17 protein-coding genes and 1 pseudogene are annotated in these 17940 nt (G+C 70.4%); 7 read left to right on the forward strand and 11 right to left on the reverse strand.

Going from position 1 to position 17940, the window contains the following annotated elements; translation table 11 throughout:
* Nucleotides 1-23 precede the first annotated feature (23 nt).
* The gene (locus ACLGIH_RS01575) at nucleotides 24-875 is read left to right on the forward strand and encodes a sugar phosphate isomerase/epimerase family protein (RefSeq protein ID WP_416523381.1); all 852 of its coding nucleotides are present in this window, start codon (nucleotides 24-26) and stop codon (nucleotides 873-875) included.
* Nucleotides 876-894: 19 nt separating this feature from the next.
* Here the strand turns inward: ACLGIH_RS01575 and ACLGIH_RS01580 are convergent, their stop codons facing one another.
* Together ACLGIH_RS01580 and ACLGIH_RS01585 are read right to left on the reverse strand one after the other, a co-directional pair.
* A complete protein-coding gene (locus tag ACLGIH_RS01580; RefSeq protein ID WP_416523382.1) occupies nucleotides 895-1290 on the reverse strand; it encodes a cupin domain-containing protein in 396 nt (131 codons plus the stop codon).
* Nucleotides 1291-1369: 79 nt separating this feature from the next.
* Complete coding sequence (locus ACLGIH_RS01585) at nucleotides 1370-2269, reverse strand: alpha/beta hydrolase (protein WP_416523383.1); 900 nt, start codon at nucleotides 2267-2269, stop codon at nucleotides 1370-1372.
* A 108-nt stretch (nucleotides 2270-2377) separates the two neighbouring features.
* On the opposite strand from ACLGIH_RS01585, the gene ACLGIH_RS01590 reads away from it, so the two are divergent.
* The gene (locus ACLGIH_RS01590) at nucleotides 2378-3415 is read left to right on the forward strand and encodes a helix-turn-helix domain-containing protein (RefSeq protein WP_416523384.1); all 1038 of its coding nucleotides are present in this window, start codon (nucleotides 2378-2380) and stop codon (nucleotides 3413-3415) included.
* Nucleotides 3416-3479: 64 nt separating this feature from the next.
* Here ACLGIH_RS01590 and ACLGIH_RS01595 read toward each other — a convergent pair whose 3' ends face one another.
* Nucleotides 3480-3875, reverse strand: coding sequence for a VOC family protein (locus tag ACLGIH_RS01595; protein ID WP_416523385.1), 396 nt, complete (start codon nucleotides 3873-3875; stop codon nucleotides 3480-3482).
* Nucleotides 3876-4080: 205 nt separating this feature from the next.
* Nucleotides 4081-5802 carry a protein kinase domain-containing protein gene (locus tag ACLGIH_RS01600; protein ID WP_416523386.1) on the reverse strand — a complete coding sequence of 574 codons (1722 nt, stop codon included), beginning with the start codon at nucleotides 5800-5802 and terminating at the stop codon, nucleotides 4081-4083.
* 100 nt (nucleotides 5803-5902) lie between these two features.
* On the opposite strand from ACLGIH_RS01600, the gene ACLGIH_RS01605 reads away from it, so the two are divergent.
* Complete coding sequence (locus ACLGIH_RS01605; protein WP_416523387.1) at nucleotides 5903-6253, forward strand: hypothetical protein; 351 nt, start codon at nucleotides 5903-5905, stop codon at nucleotides 6251-6253.
* Nucleotides 6254-6470: 217 nt separating this feature from the next.
* On the opposite strand, the gene ACLGIH_RS01610 is transcribed toward ACLGIH_RS01605, so the two are convergent.
* Nucleotides 6471-7322, reverse strand: a complete 852-nt coding sequence (locus ACLGIH_RS01610) for a methyltransferase domain-containing protein (RefSeq protein WP_416523388.1) — start codon at nucleotides 7320-7322, stop codon at nucleotides 6471-6473.
* A gap of 221 nt (nucleotides 7323-7543) precedes the next feature.
* On the opposite strand from ACLGIH_RS01610, the gene ACLGIH_RS01615 reads away from it, so the two are divergent.
* Nucleotides 7544-7720: a hypothetical protein gene (locus ACLGIH_RS01615; protein ID WP_416523389.1), complete on the forward strand. Its 177-nt coding sequence runs from the start codon at nucleotides 7544-7546 to the stop codon at nucleotides 7718-7720.
* 71 nt (nucleotides 7721-7791) lie between these two features.
* Here ACLGIH_RS01615 and ACLGIH_RS01620 read toward each other — a convergent pair.
* Together ACLGIH_RS01620 and ACLGIH_RS01625 are read right to left on the reverse strand one after the other, a co-directional pair.
* Nucleotides 7792-8331: pseudogene (locus ACLGIH_RS01620) on the reverse strand (GNAT family N-acetyltransferase).
* A gap of 314 nt (nucleotides 8332-8645) precedes the next feature.
* A complete protein-coding gene (locus ACLGIH_RS01625; protein WP_416523390.1) occupies nucleotides 8646-9032 on the reverse strand; it encodes a nuclear transport factor 2 family protein in 387 nt (128 codons plus the stop codon).
* 164 nt (nucleotides 9033-9196) lie between these two features.
* Between ACLGIH_RS01625 and ACLGIH_RS01630 the strand changes: the two genes are divergently transcribed.
* Nucleotides 9197-9514: an ankyrin repeat domain-containing protein gene (locus ACLGIH_RS01630; protein WP_416523391.1), complete on the forward strand. Its 318-nt coding sequence runs from the start codon at nucleotides 9197-9199 to the stop codon at nucleotides 9512-9514.
* Between the two features lie 274 nt (nucleotides 9515-9788).
* On the opposite strand, the gene ACLGIH_RS01635 is transcribed toward ACLGIH_RS01630, so the two are convergent.
* Nucleotides 9789-10967 carry a Cmx/CmrA family chloramphenicol efflux MFS transporter gene (locus ACLGIH_RS01635; protein WP_416523392.1) on the reverse strand — a complete coding sequence of 393 codons (1179 nt, stop codon included), beginning with the start codon at nucleotides 10965-10967 and terminating at the stop codon, nucleotides 9789-9791.
* A 269-nt stretch (nucleotides 10968-11236) separates the two neighbouring features.
* On the opposite strand from ACLGIH_RS01635, the gene ACLGIH_RS01640 reads away from it, so the two are divergent.
* Nucleotides 11237-11866, forward strand: coding sequence for a DUF4291 domain-containing protein (locus tag ACLGIH_RS01640; protein ID WP_416529257.1), 630 nt, complete (start codon nucleotides 11237-11239; stop codon nucleotides 11864-11866).
* Between the two features lie 47 nt (nucleotides 11867-11913).
* Here the strand turns inward: ACLGIH_RS01640 and ACLGIH_RS01645 are convergent, their stop codons facing one another.
* Together ACLGIH_RS01645 and ACLGIH_RS01650 are read right to left on the reverse strand one after the other, a co-directional pair.
* Complete coding sequence (locus tag ACLGIH_RS01645; protein WP_416523393.1) at nucleotides 11914-13152, reverse strand: hypothetical protein; 1239 nt, start codon at nucleotides 13150-13152, stop codon at nucleotides 11914-11916.
* Nucleotides 13149-14210, reverse strand: coding sequence for a hypothetical protein (locus tag ACLGIH_RS01650; RefSeq protein ID WP_416523394.1), 1062 nt, complete (start codon nucleotides 14208-14210; stop codon nucleotides 13149-13151). The genes ACLGIH_RS01645 and ACLGIH_RS01650 overlap by 4 nt, the downstream gene beginning before the upstream one ends.
* Before the next feature lie 373 nt (nucleotides 14211-14583).
* Between ACLGIH_RS01650 and ACLGIH_RS01655 the strand changes: the two genes are divergently transcribed.
* Nucleotides 14584-14766, forward strand: coding sequence for a hypothetical protein (locus ACLGIH_RS01655; protein WP_416523395.1), 183 nt, complete (start codon nucleotides 14584-14586; stop codon nucleotides 14764-14766).
* A gap of 476 nt (nucleotides 14767-15242) precedes the next feature.
* Here ACLGIH_RS01655 and ACLGIH_RS01660 read toward each other — a convergent pair whose 3' ends face one another.
* Nucleotides 15243-17660 (reverse strand): hypothetical protein, encoded by a 2418-nt coding sequence (locus ACLGIH_RS01660; protein ID WP_416523396.1) that lies wholly within the window; start codon nucleotides 17658-17660, stop codon nucleotides 15243-15245.
* Nucleotides 17661-17940 lie beyond the last annotated feature (280 nt).

A 17940-nucleotide genomic window follows, 5' to 3' on the forward strand; every position in this document is an offset into this window, starting at 1 on the left:
TTCTGCGTACGAAAGGAACCCACATGCCGACTGTCCGTCCGCCGCGGCTGACCGGATCCAACTTCGCCTACCAGCACCTGCCGTTCGACACGTTCCTGGACGACGCGGTCGCCCTGGGCCGCGAGAAGCTCGAACTGTGGGGCATCGCCCCGCACCTGCACATCCCGCAGGTCGGCAACGCGGAGGCACGCGATCTGCGCCGCCGTATCGAGGAGCGCGGCCTGGCGGCGTACTGCCTGACGCCCGAGCAGGTGATGTACCCGGTCAACGTGGCCGCCCCGGCCGACTGGCTGCGTGCGCAGAGCATCGCCCTGTTCCGCCGGGCGGCCGAGTTGTGCGTCGAACTCGGCGCCGAGAAGCTACTGCTGACGCCCGGCCGGGGCGGCGAGAGCGAGCCGGTCGACGCGGCTTGGCGCCGGTCGGTGGACGCGATCGGTGACATCGCCGCCTACGCGGACTCGCTGGGGGTGACGTGCGTGCTCGAACCCCTCCAGCGGGTGGAGTCGAATCTGGTCAACGACTCGCGCACGCTGGCGGCGATGCTCGGCGAAATCGGCGCCTCCCGTCTCGGGGCGGTGCTCGACACGGTGACGATGGCCGTGGCCGGCGAATCCGTCGACGACGCCTTCGCCGCACTCGGCGACCGTATCCGCCATGTGCACCTGGTCGACGGCCGTCCCGCAGGTCACCTGGCGTGGGGCGACGGCGACCTGCCCCTGTCCGACTACCTTCGGTCCCTCGAACGGCAGGGCTACGACGGCTGGATGACGTTCGAGCTCTTCGGTGACGGCACGTACGCGCTCGATCCGCGGGCGGCGGTGGAGCGGTGCGATGCGGCGGTACGCAGGTGCGTCACCACGGGTCCGAAGGCGTGATCGCTCCTCACCTCCGACGTCACGCTCGGGTCCACCTCTCCTCGCGTGTGCCGCGTGGCAGGGTGACGGCCATCATGTCGCTGGGGGCGTCCAGTGCGAGGCGGTGCCATCGCCCGCGCGGCACGACGGCCGCGGTTCCAGGAGCCAGCCGGATCTCCTCCTCCTCGCCCCCCGGCTGTTCCGGACGGAGGATGATCCGTATTCCGCCGGTGAGGCAGGAGACGAATTCGTCTCCCCCGGTGTGGCTCTCCCAGTGGTCGCCGTGGACGTCGGCGTCGGTCTCCGCATGGGTGACCATCAGCAGCCAGCCGTCCCGGTCGAGCTCGGTTTCCGCCGTGGGCTGCTCGGTGTTCACCTGGCCGGCCGGGTGGAGGTGGACCAGGGTTCCGAAGAGTCCGATCCGGTCGGCAGTCATACCAGGGTGTCCTTCCTGAGGTGCTCTTTCATCCGGTGGTTGTGGGCGTGGCATGCCTGTCCGAGCCGGCGGGATGCCATCACGTGGCCAGGGCACGGCGCAGGACTGCGGCGAGTTCGGCGGTCTGCCGTTGCGACACATCGGCGGTCAGGACCGCCTGCGACCCGTGGAACGTGCCGGGCCACTGATGCAGCTCGACCGACACACCGGCCTGGAGCAGGCGCAGCGCGTAGTCGATGCCTTCCTCACGCAGCGGGTCGAACTCCGCGGTGGCGATGTATGCCGGCGGCAGACCGGACAGGTCGGTGGCCCGGGCCGGGGCCGCGTAGGGCGTGGCGGGCCGGGAGCCCAGGTAGTGCCGCCACACGGCGGCGAGTGTGCTGCGGTCGTGCCAGGGTGTGCCGGTGAAGCGCCGCTGCGACCACGTCTCCTGGCGGTCGTCGAGCAAGGGCTGGTTGAGCAGCTGGAAGTGGATCGAAGGCCCGTGCTGGTCGCGGGCCCGCAGTGCCACCGCGGCCGCGAGACCCGCGCCGGCGCTGTGGCCCCCGACGGCGATCCGCTCAGGGTCGATACCGAGTTCGGCCGCGTGCTCGGCCGCCCAGACCAGTGCGGAGTACGCATCGTCCAGCGCGGCTGGGAACCGGTTCTCGGGGGACCGGCGATAGTCCACTGAGACCACCAACGCGCCTGAGGCGTCGGCGAGCCGGGTGGCCCAGGGCTGGTCGGTGTCCAGGTCGCCGAAGACGAATCCGCCGCCACGCAGCCAGATGAGGGCGCCGTGCGGGTCGTTCGGACGGTAGATCCGTACTGGCACGTCCGGATCGGTGTGCACGGTGCGGTTCTCGATCTTCAGGCCCAAGGTGTCCGGTTCCGGCTGTGCGGCCGCCACTCGCTCGGCGAAGTCCCGGCGCGCGGTGACCGGATCGTTCAGGTCGGCTTTGGGAAAGAACGGTATGAACGGCTCGAGTTCGGGATCCATGACGCCCATCCTCGCTGCGGCCCTCCCGGAGGGTCGTCCGCCGTCCGTCGCGCATCCCGCCCTGACAACGCGCCGATCGGCGGCCACCTCTCCTCCTATCCTTGCTCCATGGAGGCTCTGGCCGTACGGCTGTCGAAACTGGATCCGTACTCCGAGGGTGCGATCCGCGTCGTCACGTTCTACGACACGCTGATGCGCCGACGGGTGGATCTCCCGGCGCTCGCCCGGGCCTCGGCGGGCCTGGCGGAGTGCGTGGCCGGGATCAGTCTGCACGGCGCGGGGCGGGCGATCCGTGCCCGGCCCGACGGCAGAGAAGCGTCCGACCCTCCGCTGCCTGCGTCCACCACGGTGCCGATGACTCTCGACGAGGAGGAGATCGGCCTGGCGTGGCTGGAACGACCTGGTGCCCCCGGCCCGCTCGACGAGGTGCTCCTGGACCGGCTTGCCATCGCGGCCGCGGCGGTCGTCGAGCGGTACGGCCCCGCTCGCACCACCATGGCCGACCCGGCCCTCGTCGAATTGGTGATCAGCCCCGGCAGCGACGAGGCGGCCAGAGCCCGCGCACTACGGCTCCTGGGCTTCGCCGTACGTCAGCCGGTCCGCGTGGTCGCCGTGCGATCGGAGCTTCCGCTCGGGCGGATCACCAACCTGGTCTCCCCGACGTTTCCGGCCAAGGCGGCGTTGCTCGCCGACGTGGGCGTCATCCTGGCCGCCAGCGTGGACCAGGCACGGTTCCCGGCAGGTGCACGCGCCGGCGTCGGAGCCGCTGACAGCCCCGCACGGTCCTGGCAGCAGGCCCGCACCGCCCTTCGTTTCACCACGGCACGCCGGCCGGTCATCCACCACCACAGCCTGGGCGTCCTGGCGCTGTTGGCACAGGTTCCCCAGGAGACGGCACGGGACAACGAGGACGTGGCCGCCATCGCCCGTCTCGCCGGCAACCCGGACGATCTCGACACACTGGACGCCTACTGCGCCACCGGCTCCCTGCGCCGGGCTGCCGACCTTCTCCACCTCCACCACAGCAGCGTCGCCCGCCGGCTCGAGCAGATCGCGGAGGCTCTGGGCATCGAACTCACCGAACCCACCGGACTGGTAAGGGCCAGTATCGCCCTCGCTACGTGGCGGCTGCTCGACGACCGCTGAGGTCCCATGTTCGGGCAAGGTGACGGGGGCGGCGTGCGAGGGGGCGCGGGTGCCCGCTCTCGGTCTAGTCCTTCGGTGCCAGGCTGCGCAACACGCAGAACTCGTTGCCCTCGGGATCCTCCATGACCACCCAGTTTCGGTCGGAGCCCTGGCCCACATCCGTCTTGGTGGCGCCGAGGCCGAGCAATCTGGTCACCTCGTCCTCGGTGCTGCCGTCGATCGGGCTGACGTCGAGGTGGAGCCGGTTCTTCACGGTCTTGCCCTCGGGCACCTTGAGGAACAGCAGGGTCGGCGGCATCTGGCGGGCCCGGACGTCTTCCGCGGTCGGCACCCAGGAGCCGATCTCGACCTCGTCCTCGCTCCGGTCGATCACCCTGAAGTCGAGGACCGCACACCAGAAGGCCGCGAGCCTCTCCGGATCGCGGCAGTCAACGGCCAGCTCGGTGAACCTGCTTGTCATGACTCTCCCAGATGGTGCGGACAGGACTCGGAGTATCGGCCCGTGCCGCCCGTCCGGCAGCCCCGGGATCTCCCTGACCAGGGACATCACTCAGGCTGGACCCGACAACAGGTACGGGACAAGCCTCTGGCAGGAACATGCCTGCGGAGAACGGATCCCCGGCGCCGAGAGGCTTCTCGCGTTGGCCGGCACCACCCGTCCGGAACTACCTCAGTGACGGCCAGTCGGTGATCGGGCGGGGTTCTTGCAGGCGGCCCTTGCCGGAGCGGTCCCCCGCGATGTGGACGAGCAGGTACTGGTCGCCGGAGAAGACCCAAAAGCGGTGATCGTCACCCGGAACCGGCAAGACCGCATCGATCTTGTTCGTGAAGCGGTCCAACCCGCCGAACGTCTTACGCCACTGCGCGATCGGAGAGGGCCCGCTCACCCGCCGCGCCGACGACGGATCCCCGCCCAGCTCAACCATCACGTACTCGCTGCCGGAGAACACCCAGAACCTGCCCCGCACTCCCGGAACCGGCATCACCGCATCCACCCGCCCAGAGAAGCCCGGAACCGCGCCGATGCTGTCGCTCCAGTCGGTGATCGGGCGGGGTTCTTGCAGGCGGCCCTTGCCGGAGCGGTCCCCCGCGATGTGGACGAGCAGGTACTGGTCGCCGGAGAAGACCCAGAAGCGGTGATCGTCACCCGGAACCGGCAAGACCGCATCGATCTTGTTCGTGAAGCGGTCCAACCCGCCGAACGTCTTACGCCACTGCGCGATCGGAGAGGGCCCGCTCACCCGCCGCGCCGACGACGGATCCCCGCCCAGCTCAACCATCACGTACTCGCTGCCGGAGAACACCCAGAACCTGCCCCGCACTCCCGGGACCGGCATCACCGCATCCACATGCGAGACCGCATGGGCATCCGTGGACGTCGGTTCGGTCGGCTTGGACGATCCGGAGCCGGCGGGGGCCGCTGCGCCGGAGTCATCACTGGCCACGGAGGCGACCACGCCCGCCCCGGAGACGAGTGCGACCACGGCGATCGCCGCTGCGATCGCCGTGCGGCGCCGATTCGCGCGGGCCGGCTGCACCGGCTGCCGCAGTGTCGCCCGCGCCGGTCGGGGGACACCGTCGACCATCGACTGCAGCGCGTGTGCGAGCTGTTCGCCCGACGGGCGCTCGGCGGGGTCTTTGGCCAGCAACTGCTCGATGACGTCGCCCAGCGGGCCACGGACATGGAGGGAAGGCGGTTCAAAGGCAACGGCGTGCAGAGTGGCCGTGATGTTCCCGCGGGCGAAGGGCGTCTGACCGGTGGCCGTGAAGCACAGGGTGACGCCGAGGGAGAACAGGTCGCTGGCCGGTCCGGCGGGGTGATTGCGCAGGCGTTCCGGAGCCATGTACTCGGCCGAGCCGACCACGCCCCCCGTACCCGTGTGGCCGGTGTGGTCGGACAGGGCGGCGATACCGAAGTCGGTGAGCACACTGCTGCCGTCCGCGCGCAGCAGCACGTTGGCCGGCTTCACGTCACGGTGCAGCGCACCGGCCGCGTGGACCGCTTCCAGAGCGGACAGGATCTCCAGACCGATGCGGGCCGTCTCCACCGGCGACAGCGGCCCGCTCGACCGCACCTGCTCGCTCAGCGAGCCACCCGGCACCAGTTCCATGACGATCCAGAAACCGCCGTCGAACTCCACCAGGTCGTAGATGTCGATGACATGCGCGTGCGTCACCCGGGCGATCGCCCGGGCCTCCGACAACACACGCCGCATCGACGCCTGCTGCTCGTACCCCCCGGCGGCGGCATGGAGTTCCTTGATGGCCACCGTCCGCTGCAGCAGGTGGTCCCAGGCACTCCACACAGTGCCCATCCCACCGCTGCCCAACCGGTCGGCGAGCACGTACCTGTCCGCGACAACTCGCCCGCCCGCATTGCTGATCACGACGAGACAATCTACATGCCGGCCACCAGGGCGATTCGAGCGGTCACGTCGCCTGATCACCTGCGGAGCCGGACGGGGCGGCCACGCCTCCCGCGCCTGCGTGGATTCTGCCACTGCGTCCATCCCTTGCCCAAGGCCTCGTTCCGACCTGAACGGTGACGGCCGCCGACGACTCGAAGAGGGCGACTTCCTGATCCGGTACGACGCTGAGCCCGGCAAGGACCTCCTCCTCGCCAAGCGCGTGTACCAGGAGTTCTGGGAGCGCCACGAGGACAGCGGCGGTTATGAGCAGAAGCTGACCTGTGACGAGATCCCGGCCGTCAAGGCCGTCGAGAGGAGCTCCGACACCGGTTACCAGTGCCAGGTGTGGCACGAGGGGGGCAACCGCACCACCGACTTCTCGGTGATCACGGACACCTACGGCTACAAGTTCGCCCCCGTCCGCAACTGACCGCCCCGCCTCCCCGCCTCGACCGGCGTGCGCACCGTGCGAGTAGACGCGGCCAACAAACCGAATCCGTACGGCGATGGCGCGTGGGCGCGCGAGCCACAGCGCCTGTGCTGCCTGCTCCGGGCCCTTGACCGCGGAAACCGTCGCCCCTCCTTGGTTGCCTGCACGGGCTCACCCGCAGCCTCGCTCGGGGCCAGACGCACGCGCCCGCTGGTGGTCACCGAGGCTGGTAGGCGGTGGCCAGGACGGAGACGGTGACCCGGTCGGGCAGGAAGCCGTCGTCGTCCAGGTCTTCAGGGCTCAAGTGGCGTGCGCTCGGCGTCATCGCCACCAGGTCCAAGGCCTCTCGCCCGGCCAGGGTCACGGGGTACTCCACCTGTTCGGTGACGGCGGCTTCGAAGAAGGGGTCCAGCGCCTGGCGCAGGCGTTGTTCCTTGGCCGGGTCGATGGTGACCATCGCAGGCAGCCGGCGGCGCAGCTCGGCCAGGTGCCGCCCGGTGGGACGGACCACGATGAGCCGGCCGGCCGGGCGCAGCACGCGGTGGAACTCGGCCGGGTTGCGCGGGGCGAACACATTCAGCATGACATCGGCCACCCCGTCGGCCAGCGGAAAAGGACGGAAGACATCCCAGGTCACCGCGGCGGCTCGTGCGTGGGCGCGGGCTGTCGAGCGCAGTGCGCGCACCGACGTGTCCAGGCCCAGACCACGGGCGCCGGGCAACTGGTCGAGTACGCCGGCCAGGTAGTAACCCGTGCCGCACCCCACGTCCACCACCGTGGCCTGCTCGGGCACGGCGTCGGCCGCCAGGCGGGCCACGCCCTGGCGAATGGGCGCATAGGCGCCGGTGGACAGGAAGCGGTCCCGGGCCCGGGCCATGGCCGGGTCGTCGCCGCTGGTGGCGCGAGTGCCCGTCAGCAGGCCGGCGTAGCGGTGGCGGGCGATGTCGAAGGTGTGGCCCGCCGGGCAACGCAGTGTGCCGCGGTCAGGGCGCAGGGGGCGTGTGCGGCACGTGGGGCAGCGCAGCAGGTCGAGGGAGAGTCCGAGAGCTGGGGGAAGCGATTCGGGCACGAGGCACTCCTGGCAAGGTGAAGGGAAGAGACCGCACCTGCACGCGCGCTCGGAGCGTCACTGCCGCCGTAGGGAACGGGCAGCGTCGGGAACGTTCACGCAGCAGGCACACCAAGGAGGGCGACGCCGCCCGGCATCGCCCTCAACGCCTTCCGATCACAGGAAGCAGCAGTGCGGGGTGCTCATGAATGCCACACCATGAGTCTACGAGCAGGCAGCGCGTGACGGACCGCGAGTCATCGCCGGCCGCGGATCTTGGGGAGTTCAGCTCCGTCGAGGCCATGCGGGTCGGCTTTGGCCGCCATCATTCGCAGCAGTGGGTCGAGCAGCCCGCTGCCGGCCATACGCATTTCGATGAACAACGCGGCTTCGCGCCAATCCTCCAGGCGCCTGCATGACCCGCGAACCCGCCCGGCTTCGTCAACGAGGAGTACTGCACTCCGGCAGATCGGCGCTGTCGAGTGCGAGCTCAACCGGAGGACGTGATTGGGGGCCGCAGGCCGAGCCACTGCTCAGCGTCCCAGGCCCGGAACCGCTCTACCTCGGTGAACCCCAGCTTTGCCGCGAGGCGCATCGAGCCGACGTTGGCGGTCTGGGTGGCGAGCACCACCGGCTCACCGGGAAGGACGCCGTCGAACCAGGCAAGTGCCGCCGCGCACGACTCGGCGGCATACCCGCATCCCCACGCCCACGGCAGGAACAGCTAGCCGATGTCGGCCTTCCCCGCGGCAGCCGGGCGATGGTGCTCCGACGCTCTCCTGAGCAGGATCTGGCCCATCATCACCCCGTCGAGATCAACGACGAAGCTCCCGGGCCACCGCTCGGGCACCTCGGGCACCTCGCGCTCAAGCTCTTCACGCTGCCGGGGGCCTCCGAGGTAGGTGTGCACCTCTGGCGACGCCAGCAGCTCGATGAACGCCGCACGGTCCCGGGCCTCGGGCTCACGGAGCACGAGCCGCTCGCTCCTGATCGGGGCAGGCGGCCAGGCGACGGGTCCGAGCTCAGTCATGTCGGCAAGCCAATCAGCAGGCTCAGCAGCGATCAAGGCTTCCTGGAACACCACCAGTTTCATGGCCACAAGCCCGGCCGCAGAGAGCCCCACTCGACCTTTTAGCCCCCTGAGATGTCTTGGCAAGACGGGCCATCGCGCGTGGGCCGCGGAGGGGCCGGGGTCAGGCTTCACCCGCACTCTTGTCTCTGTCGTCCTCTGTTGTTGTGGCTCGATGTAAGCCTCCGCGAGCGTCCCGCGCTGCGCATCCGGTTCGATCGGGCCGTTGACTGCCGTCAGTACAGGGCGCCTACGAGCGACCCGTCGGACATGCCCTAGTCCACGCCGGGCGGCACGCGCGTGGCCTGGTGGTAGTACATGCGCCAGCCCACGGCTCCGTCCCCCAAGCGCCAGATCGAACTGTGCCTGGTCCTGCGGTCCCCGAGCATGGTCTCGAACGTCAGATGTACCAGCCCCGGGGCGAGCCGCACGCCCGAGATGTCCGAGGGTTCGAAGCGGGGAGCGTCGAGCGAACTGCCCGGATGGTCCGGCAGTTCGGCGAGCATCGCCTCATACGTCCACCGCCGCCCAGACCCGCCGACCTCCACGAACTCCGGGTCGAGGAGCTGCCCGGCGCGCTCCCGCGAGGAGCGGACACGTGGATCCATGAGTTGTAGCTCACCCGCGATCGCCTGGTTCACATCGTCTGTTACACCGTCCATGGACATATCCTCAGCGAGCCCACCGGTCCCTCCGCAACCCGATTGATCTGCAGCCACGCTGATCGCGACTTGATCCAGCACACTCCTAACAAGTCATCTCAATTGGCTTTCAGGGACGGGGGAATGCGCTGGCCGGGCTGGTGCGGCAACGGTTGAATGCCGCCGTGGAGAACACCTGGACACCGGCCCATCAAGCGGTGGAGAACGAGGACGCAGAGAGCCTGGCTCAGCTGCTGGCCAAGGGAGCCGACCCCGACGAGGTATGCGACAACATGACCCTCCTGACGCACGCCATTGACGCCGAAGGCGATGGCGCCTTGCAGAGCGGCAGCCCACTGACTGCGCATACCACCGCTGTGCTCCTGGCCTTCGGTGCTGACCCACAACTCCCGGGGCCTGACGGGCAAACGCCCATGGACCTGGCCCTTCACTGTGGACACGACCTGGCAGTCAGGCTGTTGCAACGGCACATCAGCGGGTGAGGCGGCGAAGGCAGCTGAGGGTGCGCCGACCTAACGGTCCGCGGCCCCCAAACGTGCTCATGTCCCCCACCACCCCAGACCCTCCAAAACCGGCTCAGTGAGGAAGTTTTGAGTCCGGGGTGTTGTTCGCCATGAGCGGATGCCTCCCGGATAGGTTGCGGGTGCTGCCATGAGCATTTGAGGCGGTGGCTACGGCTACCTGTTCGGCGGAAAGCACCCGGACAAGAAGTGGGGCCGCTGGTGCGAATCAGAACCCGGCCCAGTAACGCGTGCGTCACCGGAGCACCTCGGTGCTTCGGCCACCCGCGATCACCGAGCGGAGGGGGAACGCGATGAGCAGCGCGACCGCGGTCAGGAGTCCGCTTGCCCACAGCGGGCCGAGGTTCCCGGCTGCGGTGCTGAGAGTGGCCGCCGCGATGAGTGGGCCGACGGCGGCGCCGACGTTGAGTGCCGCGGTCGCATACGAGCCGGCCATGGTGGGGGCTTCCGCGGCCTCGTAGAGGACCCTCGTGATCAGGGTGCTGCCCAGCGCGAACGACAGGACGCCCTGCACGAACACGAGGGCGAACAGGGCGACCGGCCGGTCGGCCAGTACCGCCAGGGCCGGCCAGCCGATGAGCAGCAATGGACCACCGGCTGCGATGACCAGACCGGGACGCTGGTCGGACAGCCGTCCGGCGACGGTGACCCCGGCGAAGGAACCGGTGCCGAAAAGCACCAGAACGACAGAGATCCACAGCTCGCCCAGTCCGGCGGTGCCGGTCACGAGCGGGGCGAGGAAGGTGAAGCTGCCGAACGTTGCCGCGTTCACCAGCGCGCCGAGCAGCATCACCAGAATCAATGACGGCCTGGTGAGCTGAGCGAGCTCCGCTCGCAAGACCGGCCCGCCAATGGTCTCTTCCTTCATACATCCCGCTGGGATCGCCCTCAGGATGCCGAAAGCCGCGGGAAGGCAGAGAACGATGACGGCCCAGAAGGTGGCCCGCCAGCCGAGCAACGTGCCGAGCACCGACCCGCCAGGGACACCGGCGATCGTGGCCACCGCCGTGCCTGCCAGCAGCACGGCCAGCGCACGTCCCTTCTTGTCGGGCGAGACCAGCGTGGCGGCAGCCGCCAGGGCGACGGCGAGGAAACCTGCGTACGCGAGCGCGGCGACGATCCGGGTGGTGAACAGGACCGGGAAGCTCGTGGTGATGGCGCCCACGGCGTGGGCTGCCGCGAAAGTGAGGATGAACCCGAGAAGGCTGCGCCGCCTCGGCCAGTCGCGGGCAAGTGCGGCCATGAGCGGGGCGCCGACGACCATGCCGACCGCGAAGGCCGAGGCGAGCAGGCCCGCCGTCCCGGCTGTGACGTCGAGATCTGAGGCGATGTCCGGCAGGAGACCGGCGAGCATGAACTCCGAAGTGCCCATGGCGAAGACCGCCAGGGCGAGCAGATACAGCGCAAGAGGCATCGAGTGGCTCCGAGGTGAGGAGAAGCACGAGAAGGTCATCTCGTCACCGCGGCCAGCCCCAAGGGCACACTCGCCGTGCCGCGAAACGCGGCGCGACGACAGGGCTATGAACTCAGCGGTTCAGGGGGCCGACGGCGTGACCGAAAGCCCCCACCTTGTCCGACTCGGGACTCGACATGGCCCGCACGCTACCCGACCGCTTCCCGCCAAGGCACCCGGATTTCACCGGCATCGGCATCGGCTCGGCGGTCGGCCGCCCCGGTAATTCGATGGCCCGCAGCAGGCGGAACAACCACCCTGTCACCGTGGCAGAACCCGAATACCAGGTCCGCGCAGTCCATACAGCCTCCACCATCACCGTCTACCAGGCGTACACACCCGAGATCGGCCTACTCGCGGCACGAGAGGGCCGCTTTCCAGTGACCTGGAAGCGGGACCGGATGACCTGGATCAAGCCGTCGTTCCTGTGGATGATGTACCGCTGCGGCTGGGGCGCCAAAGAAGGCCAGGAAACCGTCCTCGCCGTCGAGATGACGCGCGAAGGCTTCGAATGGGCGCTGGAGCACGCCTGTCTGGCTCACTACGAGCACGGGCTGCACCCCGACCGCGCGACCTGGAAGCGTCAGCTGAAGCGGGCTCCGGCCCGCGTACAATGGGACCCCGAGCGCGATCTGCACTTGCAGCCTCTCCCCTACCGCCCGCTGCAGCTCGGCCTCTCAGGCGAAGCCGCACACCGCTATGCGGACGAATGGACGGTCTCCATCACCGACGTCACCGCCCTCGCTCAGAAGATCAAGGCTCACGTACAGGAGGGTGACGTGAATGCCGCACGGCAACTCCTCCCCCCGGAACGCCCCTGTCCCCTGCGCGACGGACTCCTGACCCACCTCCACCGATGACCAAGGGTGTTGATTGAGGTGATCTCCAGCTGACCGCCCTCATGTGGTCAGTCGGTGGGGAGTTTCACCTTCACCGGGCCGCAGCCGATCCGCTCGGACTCCGCCGCGACATAGGCGGGCAGCAGATCACGGACGAAGTCCGCGTCCTCGCGCAGCAGGTCGAGATCCTCCACCGCCATGACGACGGGGCCCGTCTGGCAGGAGAGCCGGTACGCGGCGCGGGTCGGCCCCATCGTCCCGCCGCCCTTCGTCCCCTCGACGCGGGTACCGCCCTTGCGCAGCTCCAGCGAGTAGATCTCGGCCACCGCCGGGTCGACGACCGTCGACATCCGTATCCCCGGATAGCCGTCACGGCCCGACTCGCAAGTCCGGGCGGCGCCGCCCTCGCCACCGACCCGGTCGAGTTCCAGGGCCTCACGGTACGTGGCGGGAAGCTCGAGGCCCTTCACCCCGCAGAAGGCGTCCGGCTTCACGTCGCCCCACTCGGGCAGGGCCGGCAGTGTTCCCGGCACCCGGTAGGTGCCGGAGCAACCCAGCTCGCGGATGACGCCGTTGGCCGCGTCGACGACCACGCGGGCCATGGCTTCGCGGTCCTCGGCGTCGTAGTCGCTCTGCGAGTCGAAGTCGTGCTCGCCCAGGGCCACATCGACGACGGTGGCGCCCTCCGACCTGCCGGGACGGCCCACGCAGCTCTGCGGCAGGGCGAGCCAGGCGCGGGAGGCGGAGACCATGCCCGGCAGCCCGTCGCCGAGCGCGACCATGCGGCTCGACAGGAACTCGGCCGGCCAGCGGTGGCCGTCGATGCCGTACAGACCGTCCAGCGCGTGCACGCGCACGATCGCCTGCCGACGCGCCTCCTCACCCTCGAACCTGGTGATGCGGCACTGCCCGTACGAGAGCGAGGCGGTGGCCGGGTCGCGCCGCAGTGCCTGCTCGTCGACCTCTAGCCGGCGATCGCCGAAGAGTGCGGAGACGCTGGAGTCGCGGAGGGAGTCCCAGCACGGGTCGGGCCCCAGCAGCGGAAGCGTGTCCGTCCGCCAGGCCACCGTCCCCGTCCCGAACAGCACACCGGCGAGCCCGGCGGCGGTCGCGGCGAGGACGGCCCGGTTACGGAGGAGCCGGCGCAGCAGGGAGGGCCGGTTCCGGACCCCCTCGGGAGCCGGAACCGTCGTCGGGCCCTGCGCGGCTTCCCCGTGGGCGGTCACGCCGCTCACGACCCGGGCCCGGGCCGCCTCGTCACCGACCGCTCCGGCCCGGGCGGCCTCGTTGTTCTCGCCCGCTGTCACGCCCTGCCCCCTGTCTCGCATCCGATGCGGTTGCCGACGGACGCGACGAAGTTCTCGAACGACCGCTCGGCGGCGGCCTTGTCACCCGCGAGCCCGCCCAGGACGTGCCCGTAGAACACCGTCTGCCGGCCGTCGCAGGTGGTGCGGGTCAAGCCGTGGGCGGTCCCTTCGGGGAGCCCACCGAACAGCGCGGTCATACGCGGCCCACCCGCCATCACGTACTGTGCGGCCGGTTCGTCCGGCTCCCCGCGGGACTTCCGGACCACGGAGCAGGTCTGCAGTCCCGGCGTCACGGCGCCCGCCTGCTGCTCGTAGTGCGCCTCGGAGCCGAAGTCGAACTCCACACCGGCAATACGGCACAGCGGCTTGCCCGCAGGCTCGCCGTCCTCGGCGACGGTGACGAGCGGCGATGTGGTGCGCAGCGGCTCGCCCGGAGCGCATCCGGCCTCGGCCATACCGGTGTTGGCCACGTCGAGCAGCATCCGGGCGACGGCGGAGTAGGTGCCGATGGTGAACGGCATGGCGAGTTTGCCCAGGTGGCCGTCGCCCCAGCCTTCACTGCGGATCGTCACCACGGAGGGCCTGCCGTCCACGTCGCACGCCTCCGGCAGTACGAGCATCGCCCGGTCACCGGCCACCAGCCCGTCGAGCCCGTCGGGCAGCGGCGAGGCCGAACCGTGGAAGTAGCGTGCCAGCCACGCGTGGCGTGCCTCGGCCTTCTCCGGCACCGGCCCGTACTCGACGGTGACCTTGTCCTCGAATTCGAGCGGTTGGTCGGAGTCGTTGTCATCGACCGTCGACCGCACCGCGACGGTGCAGGTCGCACGGGGCCGCTCGGCGGAGGGAGGCGCGGACTCCTCGCTGCCGCGGTCGGCGGACTCGCCGAGCACGTCCTCGCCGAGGAAGCGGGCGCCGCTGTTCTCCTGCCACGCTCCCCAGCAGTAGCTGTCGCGGAACGGCCAACTGTCCGTGGCGTACAGCCCGATTCCGCTCGCGAACACCGCCCCGGCCAGCAGACCGCCGACGGCACCGAGGCGTTTCCGCCCGCCGTCAGCCATGACTTTCCCCCCTTGCGAACTCGCGAAGTCAGAGCAAACGCAGCCGATGCTACGTGCCGGCGGGGCCATGAGATCCGCGGGGTTGCCCGTCGGAGCCGGTCCGGAGACCGTCACGGCGGCGGACGCCGCGCAGGGCCCGGCCCACGATGAGCACCGTCTCCTTCGCGGATCGCCTCCCCGACGCGCGTGCGGACACTCGCACAAAGGACCGACAGGCAAAAGCTTGTTCCGGAAGAGTGGTGTCGCCGTCCCTCGTATCGCCACCCGTTCGGATGAGCGGTGAATGTCGTCGGCGTGTCCGGGCCCGAGTCGGTCATTGGCGTATTAAGGGCCGCACCGAACCGCGGCGCGGCACGAGACAAGGGAGACGATCATGGGTAAGGGATTTCCCGTCGTTGGCGGCGGAACCGTCGATCCGGCGCAGCTCGTGGCGAAGGTGGAGCCCCTCGTCCTCCGGGTCAAGGACACCGGTGTCGGGGGCCAGGTGAGCCAGGAGATGGTCGACCAGGCCAGGACGGTCGAGGACCTGCTCAAGCAGCTCGACGTCGAGTCCTGACCGTCTTCCCGGCTCCCCGCCGCCTGGGTGGCTAGGTTCCGACCCATGGTGCGGCAAGCCCGAGGGCGGTAGCACTGGTGCGGGACGGCCTCCCGGCGTTCAGGGCGAGACATCGCGCTGAGTCCCGGGACCGGGCGCCCAGTGCTACTGGGATGTCGAAGGCCGTCGTCTCATCCCGTGAGTCGCTCACCGCAGGTGGGCCGCTCCGGCCCTGGTGGAGGTGGATGAGGATGTCGTAGGAGCGGCCGAGGGCGGTTTCCGGGTCGTCATTTCGACCAGTACAGGCCGTAGGAACGGGCGGTGCGGACGGTGCAGGTCCGGGGCTGTGGCGCGGGGAATTCGGCCGGATCGTCGCCGACGCAGGCGATGTGGCCGTCCTCACCCGGCCCACCACCTCTTCAGCGTGACCGTACGGCGCGCCTCCTTGCCGTCGACGGTGCCTCTGCATCCGGCCGACGTCTGTCTCTGGTTCCCTCTCATCCGGTGCCCCCTCCCGTCGGCAACGCGATCCAGGGCGGCGCGAGCATGTTCACGTACTCCTGGAAGTCCGCTGCCTCGTCCGGATCCGACAGATCGAACAGCGGGCTGCACGGCCACACCGGGCGGCCGCCGATCCACGGGACGACGGTCTGCGGATCTCCGGGTACAGAACGCAGTCCGGCGGTGCCCTCTCGGGGGAGCCAGGACACCAGGGGTCGGCCGCGCGCTCCCGCGTCCAGCTCCAGAAGCCCGAACGGCCGGCCCCGGCCCTCGTCGAAGCACACCAGTTGAGGAGGCGCGGACGTGGGGGCCTCGGGATCGGCCAGCAGCACGTACTCGACCGTCCTGGTCCCGGCGCCGCGTGCCGCCGCCAGCATCCGGCGCACGTGGCGCGCGGTGGTCACGGCGCACCACACGCCGCGGATCAGGGCGAGCGCGGCCGCCCCGCCGCTGAGCAGCAGCCCGCGGGTCTGCCCCGGGTCGCCGGGAATGCGGGCGGCGGACGGGGCGTCCACGGCGTACTCGACGGTGACCTTGTCGCCGTCGCGCAGCCCGGAGCGGCTGTACGCGACGTCCGTGGTGATCTCGCGGCCGTCCGCCGTACGGAAGCTGATCTCGGCGTCGGCGGGCACCAGCCAGGGACTGACCGGGAAGTCGTCGTAGCGGTATTCGACGGTGGCCCGTGCCGTCGCCGTCCCGGCGTCGTCCCACAGCCGTACCGCCGTCACCCACCACCACGTCGACAGCACTGCGGTCAGGCACAAGACGACCAGGCCGCCCCAGGAGATCCCGGAGCGGAGAGCCAGCCTCCGCAACCGGGGTGAACGCCACCAGGTGACGGCACGGATGTCCGGCTCGGACGGTGCGGGGCGGCGCGGTTGCGTCACGCGCGAGCCCAGCAGTTCGGCCACCGCGGTGAGATGGGCACGGTCCAGTACGTCGTCCGGGCGGGCCGGCACACCGGTCCCGGACGATTCCGCGGGCGCTGTCCCGGGTTCCGCAGGAACGGCCGTCACCTTGGCGCCCCCGCCGGCATCACGGCGTCGGCGTGACAGGGAGCGGACCGCGACGCCCGCCCCGGCGGTGGCGAGAGACACGGCGGTACCCACTCCGAGCACCCAGGGGGTTGCCTCCCGGTCGAAGGCCTCGCCGCGCAGCGGCCAGGCCGGCGCGGCGATCTCCACACTCCGGCCGACCTCGGTCTCCTGGTCCTCGCAGTCCACTCCGGCACTCTGCCGGGTGCCGTCCCAGGGGTCCGGCCAGGTCACCTCGCAGGTGTACTCCTCGGTACCGGTGACCGTGGCCCGCACCGTCGTCCCGAGCCCGTAGGCGCACAACAGCAGGCCGGCGCCCGCCAGCCCGAGCGCCCCGGCGACCGCCGCCCACCACGGCACCAGTTCCACCGCGCGCCGTGCCGCGGACGGCTTCCGGCTCTCGGGGTCCTTGCCCGTGCCGGCATCGCGCAGATACCGGAGCAGCGCCCGCAGCCGTACCGCATCGCCGACCGAGGCGGCGACAGCCCCGAGCAGCCCCGCCGCAGCGGTGGCTGTCAGGGCGAGCACCAGCACGAACGGCGAGTCGTGCAGGTCGGCCGCCTCGCCACGCAGCGGCCAGGGCCGGGCGGAGATCCGCATCGGGTCACCGGCGCGCTCACCACCGTGGCAGTCGACCCCGGCGTCCTGGGTGCCACCGTTCCAAGGGTCCTGCCAGCGTACGGAGCAGACGCCGTCGCGTTTGCCGGTGATCTCCGCGGTGACGTGTTCGCCGAGTACGAACGTGTGAAGGCCGAACAGCCCGAGGCCGAGCGCCGCCATCAGCGCCAAGGCTGCCGCTCGGGGCACTCTCACGCGACGGCGCGGAGGGACCCGGAACGCGGCGTGCGCCGGCACGGACCCCGTCGGCACCGGCTCTGACGGCAGCGGCCCTGACGGCACCGGCCCTGACGGCAGTGAGGCCGTCGGCACGGCGCCCGTCTCGGCCGTGTCCCGGCCCGGTCGCGTCACTGTGAGTGCCCCGATCACGACCGCCAGCGCGTTCTCCGGCACCCGCAGCCGCAGCCGGCCGCCCGCTCGGTCCGGCGGTTCGTATGTCACGACGCTCTCCGCCGTTGCGAACGGCCCTTGGCTGAAGGTCCCCGGCGGGCGGGGAGCCGCGTCCAGCAACCGGCCGCCCCGGGCCACCGCCAGCGGCGTACGGCCGCCCTCCACGAAGTAGAGCGGCCCGGCTCCGCCGCCCGGTAGCCACAGGTCACCCCTGCGCCAGCGCTCCCCGTCACCCTCCAGCCAGGCCCGTATCCCGATCGCCTCCCCGGCGCCCGGCCAACGCTCCAACGGGCGCTCGCGCCAGTTCGCCCAGACGGCAACGAGCGCGCCGGACAGCAGCCCACAGACCGCGAACACCAGAAAGCCGACCATTCCGTCCCCCGCACATTCGTCCGCGCGTGACAGGGCCCCGTACCACCGCCCTCTCGGACGGGGCACGGGGCCCTGTTCACATGTTCGGTGCTCTGGGAAGAACTACCTGGCCAGGCGGTAGCTCGTCAAGGAATCAGAAGCCGTCCCGGATGCGAGCCCCCGCTCTCGCAGCGTGCCGGCACAGCGCTGGCACCGGCGCGGCACTGCCGAACTCGTGCACGCCCGCCACCGCCACCCGCACGGCCCGCCACGGCCAACAGGCCGCGGCCCTCGTCCTCGT

The sequence above is a fragment of the Streptomyces hamibioticus genome (assembly GCF_047946815.1).
Classification (GTDB): domain Bacteria; phylum Actinomycetota; class Actinomycetes; order Streptomycetales; family Streptomycetaceae; genus Streptomyces.

What these genes read in the sequence shown, in the direction of transcription:
- ACLGIH_RS01625 (WP_416523390.1), bottom strand. Translation starts at nt 9,032, where the DNA reads ATGGACGGTGTAACAGACGATGTGAACCAGGCGATCGCGGGTGAGCTA.
- ACLGIH_RS01655 (WP_416523395.1), top strand. Translation starts at nt 14,584, where the DNA reads ATGGGTAAGGGATTTCCCGTCGTTGGCGGCGGAACCGTCGATCCGGCG.
- ACLGIH_RS01640 (WP_416529257.1), top strand. Translation starts at nt 11,237, where the DNA reads ATGGCCCGCAGCAGGCGGAACAACCACCCTGTCACCGTGGCAGAACCC.
- ACLGIH_RS01650 (WP_416523394.1), bottom strand. Translation starts at nt 14,210, where the DNA reads ATGGCTGACGGCGGGCGGAAACGCCTCGGTGCCGTCGGCGGTCTGCTG.
- ACLGIH_RS01595 (WP_416523385.1), bottom strand. Translation starts at nt 3,875, where the DNA reads ATGACAAGCAGGTTCACCGAGCTGGCCGTTGACTGCCGCGATCCGGAG.
- ACLGIH_RS01575 (WP_416523381.1), top strand. Translation starts at nt 24, where the DNA reads ATGCCGACTGTCCGTCCGCCGCGGCTGACCGGATCCAACTTCGCCTAC.
- ACLGIH_RS01635 (WP_416523392.1), bottom strand. Translation starts at nt 10,967, where the DNA reads ATGCCTCTTGCGCTGTATCTGCTCGCCCTGGCGGTCTTCGCCATGGGC.
- ACLGIH_RS01660 (WP_416523396.1), bottom strand. Translation starts at nt 17,660, where the DNA reads ATGGTCGGCTTTCTGGTGTTCGCGGTCTGTGGGCTGCTGTCCGGCGCG.
- ACLGIH_RS01590 (WP_416523384.1), top strand. Translation starts at nt 2,378, where the DNA reads ATGGAGGCTCTGGCCGTACGGCTGTCGAAACTGGATCCGTACTCCGAG.
- ACLGIH_RS01580 (WP_416523382.1), bottom strand. Translation starts at nt 1,290, where the DNA reads ATGACTGCCGACCGGATCGGACTCTTCGGAACCCTGGTCCACCTCCAC.
- ACLGIH_RS01585 (WP_416523383.1), bottom strand. Translation starts at nt 2,269, where the DNA reads ATGGATCCCGAACTCGAGCCGTTCATACCGTTCTTTCCCAAAGCCGAC.